The sequence below is a fragment of the Bacillus cereus group sp. Bc061 genome (genome assembly GCF_027715825.1).
GTDB classification, from domain to species: Bacteria; Bacillota; Bacilli; order Bacillales; family Bacillaceae_G; genus Bacillus_A; species Bacillus_A paranthracis.
Window position 1 is genome coordinate 20,489 of sequence record NZ_JAQFTZ010000015.1, and the last position, 14,522, is coordinate 35,010.

Sequence of the window (14,522 nt, forward strand, 5' to 3'; positions counted from 1 at the left end):
CAGGAAAACATTACGGACTAGAGCAGCTATCCTGTCAGTATGCTGATAAGATGTCATCTAGTTAATAAAGGAGATATGTTATGGTTAGTATGCAAGAAACAGCTTATCCCCGATTAAAGAGTTGTCCAAGTTTTACAGAATTAGAAAAACTTTTTTCACCCAGCTCAAGTGAAATTTCATGGGCAAAACAGAAAGCACGTAACTCGTTTTCGCAATTAGGTCTATTAACAATGCTAAAAACATTCCAATGTCTAAATTATTTTCTTCCAATCAGAGATACTCCACCAGTTATTATTGAACATATTGCGAGAAAAGCAAAGCTTAATCTACCAGAGCGAGAAGAATGGAGTTCTTATCATCGTTCTGGTACAGGAATCCGTCAAATCGCTATGATTCGTGAATATCGTCGAGCTAAAATGTTTAATGACCAAGCTCGTCAAGTCATGTTTAATATTATGAAAACATCTGTATTGGAAAAGGACGAAAAAAGCGATATCATTAATATTGCAATTGATGAGCTAGTCAAACACAGCTATGAGCTTCCTGCTTTTAGTACACTTACAAAAGCTGTAGACCATGTACATGCTGAAGCATATCGTACTTTATATCAATCCATTTCAGATGCATTAACAATTGAAGAAAAACAAAAGATAGATCAATTGTTTCAGAGTAGGGAAGGTTCTACTTATTCTGATTGGAATGTAGTGAAACAAGATCCTGGACGTCCCACTTTATATCAATTAAGACGCTGGATACATCGAAAAAACTGGCTCAACGAACGGTATGTAGGTTCTGATTTTTTTCAACGTCTCCACATTCCGCCTGCAAAAATTGAAAGATTAGCAGCTGAGGCTAAAACATTAGATGCATCTCGAATGAAAGAATTGGAGGCGCATAAAAGATATACATTAGCTGTCTCACTATTATCTGTCCAATTTGCAAGTACTATTGATGATATTGGAGAAATGTATATAAAGAGGATTGCTAGTTCGCATAAAAAGTCTGAAGGTTCCCTTCAAGAATTGAAAAAAAAGAAAGAAAAACAAACTGATAACTTAATTGCGATTCTACATAATACGGTACTTGCATTTCAGTCCGAAGGATCGATAGAGGAAAAGGTGCAAGAATTAGAAAATATAATTGGCGGAACCTCTGGTCAACGTGTATTAGATGATTGTGAAAATCATTTAGCTTATGCTGGAAACAATTACTTTTCATTTATATGGAAGCATTTAAAAAGCAGTAGAGCAGAGTTAATGAAAATATTAGAAACGTTAGAATTTAAATCAACAAACCAAAATAAAGGGTTAGAACAATCCATTTTATTTTTAGTGAAAAATAAAATGAAGAAATCTGAATGGATTCCTATTATGGACTTAACTAATCAAAAAAATAATGAAGCTGATTCACATACAACGTCTGTGGTTGACCTTTCCTGGATACCTGAAAAATGGTGGCGATGGATTCGTCCACATCAGAGAAGGAACGCTCCTCCTGAAAAGATTCATCGGCGCCATTTTGAAGCCTGTGTTTTTTCTCAGATTTGGTTGGAATTAAAGTCTGGAGACTTATATATAGAAGGAAGCGATAAATATGCAGATTATCGAAAACAATTAATTTCTTGGGATGAATATCAAGAAAATGTCGCTACTTTTTGCAATCAAGCAGGACTTCCTACGACTGCTCAAGAGTTTAAAATGCAAGTTTACAACAAACTAGAAAAAAGGGCTAGAAGTGTAGACGTTTCTTTCCCAAAAAACAAAGCTGTCACACTACGTAATGGTGAGCCAGTTATCACAAAACCTAAAAAGAAAAGAGTATCTCCTTTGTTAAAAGCCGTACGAAAACGTATTGATGAAAAATTGGTTCCCATTAATGTATTAGATTTATTAGGAGACACAGAATATTGGTTAAACTGGACTCGTTTTTTCGGCCCGATTTCTGGTCATGATGCAAAGTTAGAAAAGCCACCTGAACGCTATTTGACAACTGCTTTTTGTTATGGATGTAATTTAGGTCCCACCCAAACAGCACGCTCTCTAGGAAGTGTAGATCGAAAACATATATCTTGGATAAATGAAAGACATATTACAGAAGAAAACATTCAAAAAGCCATTGAGTGGATTATTAATGCCTATAATCGATTTAAATTACCTAAATATTGGGGAAATGGAACTAGTGCTTCGGCTGATGGCACAATGTGGGATTTATATGAAAAAAATTTATTATCAGAAAATCATATTCGATATGGAGGATATGGTGGAATTGGTTATTACCATGTCTCCGACACTTATATCGCTTTATTTAGCCACTTCATTCCTTGTGGTGTCTGGGAAGGTGTTTATATTTTGGATCTTCTCATGAAAAATAAATCTGATATTCAACCTGATACTCTCCATGCTGATACCCAAGGACAAAATGCACCTGTTTTTGGGTTAGCTTATTTACTGGGGATTCAACTTATGCCACGTATTCGTAATTGGAAAGATTTAAAGTTCTTGCGACCAAGTAAAGAGTCTACCTATCAACATATTGATGGATTGTTCTCACACTCAATTGATTGGAATTTGATTGGAAATCATTATAAAGATATGTTACGTGTAGTAATGTCGATTAAAATGGGACGAATTCATCCTTCCACGATTTTAAATAAGTTAAATACATATAGTAAAAAGAACAAGTTATATCAAGCTTTTCGAGAGTTAGGTAGTGCCATTCGCACTTTATTTTTGTTAAAGTATCTATCAGATGAAAAATTGAGAAGTACAATTCAAGCAGCCACAAATAAAAGTGAATCTTTTAATGGGTTTTCAAAATGGCTATTCTTTGGTGGTGAAGGAATCATTGCAGAAAATAATCGAGAGCGTCAAAGAAAAATCATTAAATACAATCATCTAATCGCTAATTGCTTAATTTTTTACAATGTATTTCACCTTACACGGATTCTTCATGAATATATACAAGAGGGAAATAAAATTGATGCGGAAGTATTGTCTGATCTGAGTCCGTATTTAACATTTCATGTAAACCGCTTTGGGAAATACCGACTAGATTCTAATCGGCGCCCTCCAAATATTGAATTTGATATACCTGTATCACCGATTCCAATTGAAGGAACTGGTTAATCTAAGCAAGAGCGGGGACAATTTATATAACTTCCCCTCTTGCTTTACGTTTGCGAGTGGCTCCAAAAAGAAGGAATCGTTGCCGTACCCCTTCTAATTCGTCAATTAACTTCTACTTTGACATATGGGATACTTATTATTCCTTTATTTAATGGTATAACCTATACATTAGAAGTAGTACATCACTTTGAATTTACTATCATTGCTCTCACCTCATTAATTGGAACTGCTTCTTATTTTTTTTATTATCAATCTATCAAAGAAATCGGTCCTATAAAAGCAATGGCTTTAAACACAACATATTCTGCATGGGCAGTTGTTTTTTCTATATTGCTACTTGGCACTCCATTTTCGTGGGAGTTAATCATGTGTTGTACTTTAATTTTATTAGGCGCTATTCTTACTATAATAAACCCTGTTACATTGATTAAACTTAGGTTTTTAATTAAATTCAAATAAATGAAATAAAGATTTTCACTACATAATTTCTGCATTTCATCACATAATTTTTTATATTGACAGGCTCAAGAAGATTAAATAAGACATACAATATTAAAAATTTACTCACAAAAAATCTGATTACAATTTAAAACCTTTCATGAAACATTCTAGATAACATTATTTTTCTAAGAGCACACTTACTTTGTGCTCTATTTACTGAAAGTTTACTAAAAAAACTCGCACCAAGTTGATCCCTATTATAAATAATAATATAACGATGTAAAAATCACACAGCAAATTATCCCCAATATAGATGTTTTAAAAAAATTTAGTATGGCTCTTTTTTTAAGGAAGAATCACACCAAATAATAGATAACTTTATATATAAACGAGTAATGCTGGCGATGAAAGTCATACGTATATAACAATAAGATTCTTCAACCTTTAAATAAAAAGGTTGAAGAATCTTATTTTCTTTAGCAATATGAAACTGCTATACATTTGGGGTTATTTATTTACCAGTTAGCGGTAAAGTAATACCACCATCATTTCCCCTTCCTTAAATATAAGCTAGTTATGTCAACAGCGTCTTTTTATAAGTCTATTCGAGCAACGTTAAATTTGTCCATATTTTGGACAAATTTAACGTTGCTCGAATAGACTTTTTTTAACTAAACTAATTAAACCTAATGGATTTAAGTACAATTCCCACCTTGCCCTAAAGTGCACTTTATACCTTAATATATTTTTGTGTCCAACATACTTAATAAAAATATACTTAATAAAAATTACTACAAAAACTATTAATCTGGAGGTGGAAGAATTTTATTGATTTTTAATATTTCTTTAAAAATCAATAAACAAAATCGGCTATGTTAATTAAACGTCAATATCATATTTTGAAACATTTAGTACAAGAGTTTAGATGGTTTTCCATAAATGAACTTGCTATTAAAATTAATTGTTCTACAAAAACAATCCAAAGAGATTTATTATATTTACAAAAAAACCTTCCTAATAAATGGTCTATCAAAATTTGCAAAAATAAAGGTGTAAAATTATACAAACCTTTCAATGCATGCAATAGAGAGATAGAATTTTTATATTGGAAACATACTCTATTTTTCAAAACATTAAATATTTTATTAGATACAAAACTATCATCTAATGCAGTATTAGCTGAAAAATTATATATCCAAAATAAAAAAGTGCAGAATATTTTGAAAGATGTTACATCTCACTTACAACAATACAATATAAGATTAAAAAGATCTCCATTAAGACTATCAGGAAACAATGTGGATATACTCCTTATGTATTATGATTTATATATTATTGCATATAGTGATCAAGAGTGGCCTTTCAAACAAATTAAGCGTGAATTACTTATAGAATACTTGACGACAGTTGAAAAAACTAAAAACATAATATTCTATAAAGACTCTATTAAAGAACTATCTTTTTTTATTTGTTTATATTTAAAAAGAAAAAACAACGGGTATTCAATTTCATTAAAACATTGGCAAATTAAACAGATACAAAAATCATTTAAATATAAGAAATTGCAAGAAATCACTAAATGTATTTTCAAAAAATACAATATTCAATTAACAAATTTAGATATTGCTATTTTTATCATGGCAATTAATTGTTCAGCGTATACATATAAAAAAGCAAATAATCCGGAACCCATTCGTTCCATAAAGGTTCCTTCATGTCCAATTTTAAAAGATTTTATATACAAACTTGAAGAAAAATTTAGAATGAACTTATTATGTGATTTTGAATTTATAAATTTATTAAACCAAATTCTGTTGCCTAAAAAACAAAGTTTCTTACAATTTAATAATCGGAGCAACTATGTAACTAATTCTCATATAAGAAAAAAACACTCAGCCATCTTCTTTTTAATCGACAAAAAATTAAGAAATTTACAAAAAATATACAAAAAGAACAATTCTAGTCTACGTACTAATATATCCGTATCTCATGTTGCTTTATTAACTATGCATATAGTAACGCGACAAATGAAACTACAACAAAAAACGCCACAAATAATTCTATACACAAAGAAAGGAGAATATTGGAAAAGATATTTAGCGGAATTCATTAACTCAACATTCAAACAAAAAATAAATTTTATAGATGTACACTATGAAGATTTAATCAGTTATAATACAGAATACTCAGGCGTATCCTGTATTATAACTGATACGCCTATTAAAGTTAATTACATTCCAGTTATCTTTATTTCTACTGTACCTACCAAGCGTAATTTGGAAGAAATAAAAAAATTCTTATGATAGAAATATATTTCCAATTAAACTCTAAAGAAAATAATATCCTTTTTGCGAATTAATATTTATAATTAGATATTTTCACGTATAATGGTTATAAAAAAATATAAATATCTGCTTAATTAATGATTCATTGTACATAGCAAAACCGAAGTCTCATTATGAACTTCGGTTTTGTTTATATAAGACAAAATTTCCTTTTTTGATAGTTTTAAATATAAGAGAATCATAACGCGTCTTAGACTTTGAAAAATTTAATAAATTAAATCATCATACTTATAAACTTATATATGGCGAACAGTAACCAATAACCTTCTAAATTTTATGGTCTTGATATCGATCCCTATTCTTTTTAATAATTTCCATTTCAGTTGAAGACCATTCTGTAATCCCCACTTTAGAAGACATTACACTATTTCTTAGCCATTTATTATCATCTGGGACGCTATAAGTATGGGATACCTCATGTTTAATTGTACTTTCTATACTACAAATCATATTATTGATAGGAACATCTTTAATAGTAACTAACGGAATGGATTCACCTTCTTCTAGACCTACCGTTTGTGGTAACATTCCTCCATAAGCACTACCATAATCCTTGTTGGCAGTAAACCCAATAACAAGACCAAAACTACTCGAAAGATTAGAATTATCCGTTATATATTTTGTGTAATCATCAGCAAAATTATACATTATATCAGACTGATTTTGTCCCTTCGAATCCCATTCGTAAAATTGAATAGGAACATATTTAATTTTATAGTATTCTTTAAAATCTTTCGTTCCACTTTCCACCAATTCTTTCGTTCGCGTCTTCCAATCAGAGTGAGCATCTCGATACTGTTTATCCGCCGCAATTAAAACAGGAAGTGTCTTTTGTGGTATATTTTTGAAATGTTCTCTTATTTCATTTTGTTTTTTTATACGTTCCTGAGAATCTTCAGGACTTTGTTCCATTGTCTTGGGATCTACTATTGGAATCACGTACTCAGCAGCAAACACAGAAACAGAACTTCCAAATGTATTTAGACCTAAAGTTATAGCTGTAACAGTAACAAATAACGATTTTTTGAAACTATTTTTCATCTGTATTCCAGCTCTATATTTCATGTTAAAATCTCCTTTAAATTATAATATGCATTTTTTAATAATCTAATCTTAATACTCTTACTTCATTACTTTTAATTTTTTATGAATTAATTCGTATTCAACCTATTGAAAAAGCTATTTAAATCCATTTTACTTTTTTCTGCGTTCCTCTTATAAAGGTATTCATTAAGTGAATCAAACCTAAACCACTAGTAAGAATATTCTTCAAAAAATTGAGTGAACCGATTAAAATTTCAACAGTTTTTATTCAACTCGAGTCTTTAATTGTTAATTTCATATACTTTCTCCTTATAATTTTTTTAGCCCTCTAAACTATCTCATGATATCAATCTATGAATTTTACTAAAAATTACTTTAGCATAACTAATTTTTGATAATATATAATAAAGAATAAAAACTAGATATCTATCTTAAAAGTGTGTATACAACTTATAATCATGTGAAGGAAAAAAATGATGTTGCTTCACTCCTGGCAGAGGGTGAAAAACATTTCTCAGAGCATACTTTCTGACATCTACTCTAGCGAATCCATATCTATAAGAATGTATAAGTGTGCATTCTTTTACTTTCTACTAAGCTAAAATATACATATCGATTATTTTTCCTAAATTAAGTTCAAGAATCCCGATACCTCATTCATCTATTGTGCCATCTTGAATAGTTTCCTTCTCTGTAACTTTGTAAAATAAAAATCACTTTCATTTTGTAGTAGACTAATTCAATAGATATGTCATTTTTTATAAGGGTTTATATTCACTACGAATACTTCTCCTAAAAAATCTATACATAAAACTTAAAATCCTTTAATCTTTTATTACTAGGATTCTTTAAATCCCCTCTTTTTTTGAGCTCCCTGTATAAACTACTAATATGACAACCCAATATCTTCGCAATAACTGGATATTCTATTCCTTTTTCATATAACCAAGTTGCATATTCACACTTTTCATCCCAAATTTTTTCTTTATCTTTCCTTTGTTTAGAGCGTTTCTTAAATCCTTTTTCATATAATTTGTTTAATTCTTGGCCTACCTCACAGTTTTGAATACAATACTGAAATTCTTTATCTCTATAATTACATTCTCCGCAATGATTTTCTTTTAAATACAGAATTCTAATTTTTCGCTCGACTGCTTTCATATTCCTTCCTTCCGTTATTATTATATTTGTGATTAGTGCTAAAGTATTATCACATTATGGTATTTCCTACATTACATAAATCACCTGATAAAATATTACGTTTATAATTTACATTTCATTCTTTCACCAATAAAGTAACGATTCTTATTACGCCCTCATGACAAGCTTTATATATCTTCATCTTACCTTCATTCTTACAATCTACAATATGCAGACTTTTTAAAACCCATAAATGTTGAGATATTGTAGATTGTGGAAGCTCTAATAAATCACATAGTTCAGTTACACTACAGTTACCTCGTTTGATTAATTGCTGCAATATACCCAAACGAACAGGATGTTCAATTTTTTTAAATATTTCTGCTTGTTGTCTATATGTATAAAAAACATTCATTTAATACTCTCCTTACTATTTCCCTTATACTTTTGTTCGATATTTCTATTTTTTATATTGTGTTTATAATCTTTAAAATAGGACTTTCAATTCATTAAACGCATAATTTCTAACAATTACTTATAGAATTTAAACCCTCAATAATTTCACCTACTTAACTTTATAACATTACCCTTTTCTATTAATTTAATATTCCTTTACTTTTTTGTAGTTTACAATAACTTTAATGTCTTTATTCTAGTCAAATAATACCTTTTAATATTGTATATCTATTTATCCGCATAAAAAATACTAGTAGCTGAAGATGCACGGGTATCCTCAAAGGAATCTATGCATGGCGGTATTTCTGTTAACGTATTCGCACCAAGACCAATTGACTTAATTTGATATCAAATTAAATTATACTATTCAATTTTTAACTTCCTAACATGTCTAATGTGCGTAATACAAGCAAAAAATCTTGTTTCACCTAGTCTTAATTCCTAAATTCCCAATTTTATAATTCTTCAAAAACATATTACAATCTAAACAACATTTAAATTTATTGCATTAACCAATAACACTTTTTATCGTGTACAACATAAATCAACAAGCCTGTAATCAAGCAGATCACTTCATTATTTGATGTGATACAAATATTCGTAAAATATGCTAGGAAGGAAGTACACGTATGAAGTATAAAAATCGAAAAGATGCGAAACGTAAATACAAACAGGCGTTTCTTGCATCAGTAGCAACCATGACATTAGGAGTCAGCACTTTGGGGAACAATACTTCGGCATTTGCCGCTGAAGAGGATAACATTTCAGTAATTTCACCACACACACTCAACGATATAGGGATACAGGTGGAGAAGATTATTTCAGATAAAACTTTAAGAGAAAAGTTTCTTAAGACATTCGCCACTAAAGACACAACGAAGGTAGGAATTAATCGAGCTTTCCAATTTATTAAAGATGCCCAAAAAGATGTTCCAAATTTTAATGACACTTTTAGATCTCTAGCAATGGCAAGCACAGATAATAGAAATGAGAAAACAAATTTTGGCTCTAATGGACCAAAAATTTGATAACGAATATGTAAATAATCTTAAAATAGATTTTAAGACACTAAATTCAAACATGCTAACACTCGAAAAATCATTGAATTCTAATTCTAATGCGGTGTATTATGCTGGAAATGATATATATACAACTCGCGGTAACTGGGCCAATCACATTCAATACTCATTCGAATCTCTTATAGAACGTGCTTCGAGTAACCATGAAGTAGCAAGTTTTCCTCTATACACTAAGCTTGCAGTTGTTCATATAACGTTTTTAAAATACATGCATGAGCAAAGCTTACAACACTTTTTTGATAAGGGTAATCTTGGGGTAATTACAAAAAAATATGCAGATCATTGTTGAACTAGATGAAAAGATTAAAAAAAGAACTAATCTATTACAGACCCCAGTTAACGGTCTTGGGAAAGAGCTCAAACTAAAAACATTGAATACAAGAATAAAAGAATTGGAAGATAAGCACCTGCAAACGAGCAAACAAAATTTCATCGACTTGACATGGGGGGATTCAACATTACAAGCGATACTACAGGGTGAGTGAAAACTAGATAATAACGCGTGGTCTTTTATTGATAAAAAAGGAGTAAAGAAAACCGATTGGATGCAACTTGGTACTAACTGGTATTATCTCAATCCTAAAAAAAGCGAAATTAAAAACTCGGCAGGCGATATATTCAAATCAGGGGAAATGGTAACTGGTAAGATTGACATTAAAGATAAAACTTATTACTTCAATCCTAAAAACAACAATAAAAACTATGACGGCAACATATTTAACGAAGGAGAAATGATGACTGGATGGGTGTATGTGAAGAACGGAATAGCAACAAATGAAAGTAATAGCGGTGGCGCATGGTATTACCTAAATGACAAACCAGAATATGGTACCATAGGGCATATGCTCCACGATATTAAAGCATCAGTTAGAAACAAAGAAGGTAAATACATTGAGCATAAGTTCGGTGAAGACGGCAAAATGAAATGGTAAATAGATTGAAATGAATATTTCTAATATTGTTTTTTAGTAACTTGTTTAAAAAGAAAGAATAAAAACATCAATTTTTATTTGCCTATTAGTAAATTCACTTACAAGATAATTTAGCAAAACTGTAATCACCACAGTGAGGCTGAGTTCCTCAAATAGTATAATTGAAAGAGCCCAGCCTACTTTTTACTTTTCTATCAATAATATTTTTTGTATCCTTCACATATGCACAAATTCCATCTGCAATAATATAAAACCTTTTCCTACAACTATTTCAAACTTCTTAATAAATCCAACTCCATATAGTGTTATAGATAAAAAAGAGATTTCCTGAGTCGACTTTATATTGTTTAAAATACTTCTTTTTTGAAAATCACCATACTATACTTGTAAAAAACACCTATATTGACGGGAGTCTAACTTGTTATGTGATTTTCACCTTAACATAATATTCCTAATACTAAGATTCAAATCAACACTCTATGGCTCTTCATACAAATTTTCATTTTGTAAAAAAACCATAAAGTTTTTATAGTGCGTTATAGTCCTTTCTAACGCAATCATTAAAGCAAAAATAAAATAAATTGCTTGGGAACCATTCATATGATTGAAGATAGATGCAAATATATAAACTATACTTACAATTAATGAACAAAGCCACAAATAGAATTTAATTTTTAACTTTTTCATTTTTTGATTAGTTGTTCTAAAAGGATGTCCATAAACTCTTATGAACAAATAAATAGATGTATGTAAAACGAAGGTTGAAAATACTAAACTTATCCCCCCATCTTTGCTATTAACCAAGTTGTAAAAATCCATACCAAATGAATCGAATATTGTTCCCATAGTAAGCAGAGATGAAATTATAATAAAAAGGGAGCCAAATACTAATTCGAATATTAATTTAAATATGAATAAAAAAGGCTTGTTTAATATAGAGTAAAAAGGATTGAGATATTTTAAAGTTTTAAAAGTTTTCTTTATCGAATCAATCATAACAATGGAGGTATTTGTTATATTCATAAAGAAAAGTAATGTCACAGGAACTAACAAAAGGATAGTAATATCCCCAGCCCTCATATTAATACCAGCAAAAAAGGAGCTAGTACCATAAATTATAAGAGCAAAAATAAAAATTGATATAGGTACAAAAATTACAAACATCAAAAATCTTATTAATATTAAATCCCTACAATATTTTTTTCTTATAAAATATTGTAAACTATCTTCTTTATGAACTTTTAATGCTTCTACTATATATCTCTCAGATAAGAGGTAAGAATATAACTTATTAAACATAAAAAAGCTCCTTTATATTATTTATTCAAAAATATATTATACTAGCCTTTTTTAATATATCACCTTACATATAAGTTAAAAATATATTTTTCAAAGTGAATATTTTACCCATGTTTTTTCATACAACTAAAGCCCTTACCAATAGCACGTAAATAACAAAACAAGAAACTCAAAATAACGCTTGCCCTAAAGCGTACTTTAAAGTTTAAACTAATAATTAATTACAATTAGGAGGTATGTTTTATGGCAAAATTTGATTCTTTAAATGGAAAAGTTGTTGTTATTACTGGAGGAGCTAAAAATTTAGGTGGCTTATTAAGTAAAATGTACGCTGCTGCAGGAGCTAAGATTCTTGTTCATTATCATAGTAAGCAATCACAAACAGATGCTGAAAACATTATCTCAGATATCACTCTAGCAGGTGGCCATGCAATATCATTTCAAGCTGATTTAACAGATATTACTAAAATTCAGGAGATGTTTCAAGTTGCAGTCGAAAAATACGGAAAAGTCGACATTGCTATTAACACAGTGGGAAAAGTATTACGTAAACCAATTTCTGAAACCTCTGTAGAAGAATTTGATGAAATGGATAAAGTGAATTCGAAAGTTGCATACTTCTTTATTAAAGAAGCTGAAAAACAAATGAATGACAACGGAAAGATTATTACACTAGCGACTTCCTTACTAGCAGCATATACAGGATACTATTCAACTTATGCAGGTGGAAAAGCACCGGTAGAAGAATATACACGAGCAGCATCAAAAGAATTTATGAACCGTGGTATTTCTGTTAATGCAGTTGCACCAGGACCAATGGATACACCTTTCTTCTACGAGCAAGAGACAGATGAAACTGTGGCATTTCATAAATCACAAACATTACATAATCAATTGACTAAAATTGAAGATATTGCACCAATCATAAAATTCTTAACTCTTGAAGGTTGGTGGATTAACGGTCAAATTATCTTTGCAAATGGTGGTTATACTACACGTTAATCGTACTTTATAAAATGAAATATATATGTCTCTGTTAAGCCATAATCTTTTAACACTTCATGTCCCAAACCTATTAAATGTGTATAATTACATCCTTCTTTCTAATCAAATTATTCACCATGGGATATTTTAAAATATAATTTGGATACACATTGCCTCTTCTTATTAAAAGCTAACAATAAGAGAAGGTTTAATATATGCAGTTTATTATCCTAGATGTACCACTTTTTCCATTTTGGAAGTAGTATGGTTATATTGGCTTGATAGTAATGGGATACCGCCAGCACTAAAAAACTCACGCTAAGCAAAAAATACAATAAGCCATCCATATGGACAGCTCATTTGATAAATCGCTATAGTACAGTTTCTTCTAATAGTAATCCCAATTTACAAATGTTTCATTAATGATTGGAATAATCCGGTCTCATATCTCGAACGGATCAGTTTCATTATAAACAGTATTGTTAATTCCTAATTATGTTTCTCCAGTTGTAAAATCAGATGAAACTTTAATGGTTAAATAATCACTGTGATACGAAATGAGAAATCCTTCATTGCTAGATTCAGTCTTAAACTGCATTATTGTTGTCTTACAGTAAAATATGAAAAGCATTCAATATTAAATAACAATGATTATTGATAGGGATAGCATCACTATTAAGTTAAGTAAAGAAATACCCCCAAAAGAAAAATATATTTTTTTCTTTTGGGGGTATTTTAAAATTTCTAATTTGATACGCTATTTAAGGTAAACGAATCTCAAATTCCCCTAAAAATCCTAAGTCTCCTTGGTAACTTAATTTCCCTTGTTGAATCAATTGATATACTCGATAAGCTAAATATGTATCTCCTATACGTTGATCACTCTCTCCCATTACATCTCCAACTACACGAGATGCATTTTGATATTCATTTGATGTATTTTCTAAAATAGATAGATCATAATAATCTTCAGGCACAGCTACTATTTTTCCTTTTAATATTATTCTTAATACGTCCTTTGTTTGGGCCCATTTCTCCCAATCATTTATTAGGCTTTCAATCGTTAGAGAGGACATACTCTTTTTCAATTGAAGAGCATCCAAAGTTAATTCTGGAGGCATTTCTCCTAGACTTTTTATCACATGCGGGATTTCCTTGTTTTGTAAATTATGCACTTTATACTCTATTTGGCGACTGTACTCCGTAACATTTACTTCTTCAAATTGAATATTATTATTTTGGAGTAAAAATGCTACAAATCTTAAACCAATCTGATCAGATGCATTGTCACCATGCCATATAATCACTTTACTATCAGTTGGAATTTCTTTTGCAATATGTGAATTTTTATTAAGGGTTATTTCAATCCAACCTAAATAATCTTTATCTAAGATTGAGCCCGTTTTTGTTAAAACTTCTTTCAGCCATTGTTTTCTTTCTTGTAGCCCCTCATTTGATTCTAATTTATAAATAGGACCTATTGAAAAATCCTCGTTAATACAAATAATTTGTTCGTTTTTGTATTCATTATTTTTACTGAAAGCACTTTTTAAATTTCCACAAGCAGAATCTCCAAAACCAATATGTATGACATTCATATTTCTTAATCTCCTTACTGAATTAATATAGATATTATCTTATATAAAGAGTAAGTATATGTTCAGCACTTATTCAGAC

General features: G+C 30.0%; 13 protein-coding genes. 8 read left to right on the plus strand and 5 right to left on the minus strand.

What is annotated here, in order from left to right:
* Positions 1-80: 80 nt before the first annotated feature.
* From PDQ40_RS26185 to PDQ40_RS26195, 3 genes are all read left to right on the plus strand, one after another.
* Positions 81-3,125 carry a Tn3 family transposase gene (locus PDQ40_RS26185; RefSeq protein ID WP_046648580.1) on the plus strand — a complete coding sequence of 1,015 codons (3,045 nt, stop codon included), beginning with the start codon at positions 81-83 and terminating at the stop codon, positions 3,123-3,125.
* A 39-nt stretch (positions 3,126-3,164) separates the two neighbouring features.
* A complete protein-coding gene (locus PDQ40_RS26190; protein WP_270691744.1) occupies positions 3,165-3,584 on the plus strand; it encodes an EamA family transporter in 420 nt (139 codons plus the stop codon).
* A gap of 854 nt (positions 3,585-4,438) precedes the next feature.
* Complete coding sequence (locus tag PDQ40_RS26195; RefSeq protein WP_242227985.1) at positions 4,439-5,869, plus strand: helix-turn-helix domain-containing protein; 1,431 nt, start codon at positions 4,439-4,441, stop codon at positions 5,867-5,869.
* 309 nt (positions 5,870-6,178) lie between these two features.
* Here PDQ40_RS26195 and PDQ40_RS26200 read toward each other — a convergent pair whose 3' ends face one another.
* The 3 genes from PDQ40_RS26200 to PDQ40_RS26210 form a co-directional block, all read right to left on the minus strand.
* Positions 6,179-6,976 (minus strand): hypothetical protein, encoded by a 798-nt coding sequence (locus PDQ40_RS26200; protein WP_242227984.1) that lies wholly within the window; start codon positions 6,974-6,976, stop codon positions 6,179-6,181.
* Positions 6,977-7,756: 780 nt separating this feature from the next.
* Positions 7,757-8,116, minus strand: a complete 360-nt coding sequence (locus PDQ40_RS26205) for a hypothetical protein (protein ID WP_098921593.1) — start codon at positions 8,114-8,116, stop codon at positions 7,757-7,759.
* Between the two features lie 115 nt (positions 8,117-8,231).
* Entirely contained in the window at positions 8,232-8,510 is a 279-nt protein-coding gene (locus PDQ40_RS26210; protein WP_242227983.1) for an ArsR/SmtB family transcription factor, read from the minus strand.
* Between the two features lie 670 nt (positions 8,511-9,180).
* On the opposite strand from PDQ40_RS26210, the gene PDQ40_RS26215 reads away from it, so the two are divergent.
* The 4 genes from PDQ40_RS26215 to PDQ40_RS26230 are packed head-to-tail and all read left to right on the plus strand — an operon-like array spanning position 9,181 to position 10,562.
* Positions 9,181-9,579, plus strand: a complete 399-nt coding sequence (locus PDQ40_RS26215) for a hypothetical protein (RefSeq protein WP_098921595.1) — start codon at positions 9,181-9,183, stop codon at positions 9,577-9,579.
* Positions 9,539-9,919 carry a hypothetical protein gene (locus PDQ40_RS26220; RefSeq protein ID WP_270691745.1) on the plus strand — a complete coding sequence of 127 codons (381 nt, stop codon included), beginning with the start codon at positions 9,539-9,541 and terminating at the stop codon, positions 9,917-9,919. The genes PDQ40_RS26215 and PDQ40_RS26220 overlap by 41 nt, the downstream gene beginning before the upstream one ends.
* The gene (locus tag PDQ40_RS26225; RefSeq protein WP_242227982.1) at positions 9,903-10,115 is read left to right on the plus strand and encodes a hypothetical protein; all 213 of its coding nucleotides are present in this window, start codon (positions 9,903-9,905) and stop codon (positions 10,113-10,115) included. Before PDQ40_RS26220 ends, PDQ40_RS26225 begins: the two co-directional genes overlap by 17 nt.
* A gap of 60 nt (positions 10,116-10,175) precedes the next feature.
* On the plus strand, positions 10,176-10,562 hold the full coding sequence (locus PDQ40_RS26230; protein WP_242227981.1) for a hypothetical protein: 387 nt from the start codon (positions 10,176-10,178) through the stop codon (positions 10,560-10,562).
* A 477-nt stretch (positions 10,563-11,039) separates the two neighbouring features.
* On the opposite strand, the gene PDQ40_RS26235 is transcribed toward PDQ40_RS26230, so the two are convergent.
* On the minus strand, positions 11,040-11,861 hold the full coding sequence (locus tag PDQ40_RS26235; RefSeq protein WP_242227980.1) for a hypothetical protein: 822 nt from the start codon (positions 11,859-11,861) through the stop codon (positions 11,040-11,042).
* Between the two features lie 243 nt (positions 11,862-12,104).
* Between PDQ40_RS26235 and PDQ40_RS26240 the strand changes: the two genes are divergently transcribed.
* Complete coding sequence (locus tag PDQ40_RS26240) at positions 12,105-12,863, plus strand: SDR family oxidoreductase (protein WP_098921599.1); 759 nt, start codon at positions 12,105-12,107, stop codon at positions 12,861-12,863.
* Positions 12,864-13,606: 743 nt separating this feature from the next.
* On the opposite strand, the gene PDQ40_RS26245 is transcribed toward PDQ40_RS26240, so the two are convergent.
* Positions 13,607-14,443, minus strand: a complete 837-nt coding sequence (locus PDQ40_RS26245) for a DUF1835 domain-containing protein (protein ID WP_098921600.1) — start codon at positions 14,441-14,443, stop codon at positions 13,607-13,609.
* Positions 14,444-14,522: the final 79 nt, after the last annotated feature.

Excerpts from the sequence above, each read along its gene's own strand:
- PDQ40_RS26215 (WP_098921595.1), top strand. The coding sequence starts at position 9,181 with ATGAAGTATAAAAATCGAAAAGATGCGAAACGTAAATACAAACAGGCG.
- PDQ40_RS26210 (WP_242227983.1), bottom strand. The coding sequence starts at position 8,510 with ATGAATGTTTTTTATACATATAGACAACAAGCAGAAATATTTAAAAAA.
- PDQ40_RS26200 (WP_242227984.1), bottom strand. The coding sequence starts at position 6,976 with ATGAAATATAGAGCTGGAATACAGATGAAAAATAGTTTCAAAAAATCG.
- PDQ40_RS26230 (WP_242227981.1), top strand. The coding sequence starts at position 10,176 with ATGCAACTTGGTACTAACTGGTATTATCTCAATCCTAAAAAAAGCGAA.
- PDQ40_RS26220 (WP_270691745.1), top strand. The coding sequence starts at position 9,539 with ATGAGAAAACAAATTTTGGCTCTAATGGACCAAAAATTTGATAACGAA.
- PDQ40_RS26195 (WP_242227985.1), top strand. The coding sequence starts at position 4,439 with ATGTTAATTAAACGTCAATATCATATTTTGAAACATTTAGTACAAGAG.
- PDQ40_RS26205 (WP_098921593.1), bottom strand. The coding sequence starts at position 8,116 with ATGAAAGCAGTCGAGCGAAAAATTAGAATTCTGTATTTAAAAGAAAAT.
- PDQ40_RS26240 (WP_098921599.1), top strand. The coding sequence starts at position 12,105 with ATGGCAAAATTTGATTCTTTAAATGGAAAAGTTGTTGTTATTACTGGA.
- PDQ40_RS26185 (WP_046648580.1), top strand. The coding sequence starts at position 81 with ATGGTTAGTATGCAAGAAACAGCTTATCCCCGATTAAAGAGTTGTCCA.
- PDQ40_RS26235 (WP_242227980.1), bottom strand. The coding sequence starts at position 11,861 with ATGTTTAATAAGTTATATTCTTACCTCTTATCTGAGAGATATATAGTA.
- PDQ40_RS26245 (WP_098921600.1), bottom strand. The coding sequence starts at position 14,443 with ATGAATGTCATACATATTGGTTTTGGAGATTCTGCTTGTGGAAATTTA.
- PDQ40_RS26225 (WP_242227982.1), top strand. The coding sequence starts at position 9,903 with ATGCAGATCATTGTTGAACTAGATGAAAAGATTAAAAAAAGAACTAAT.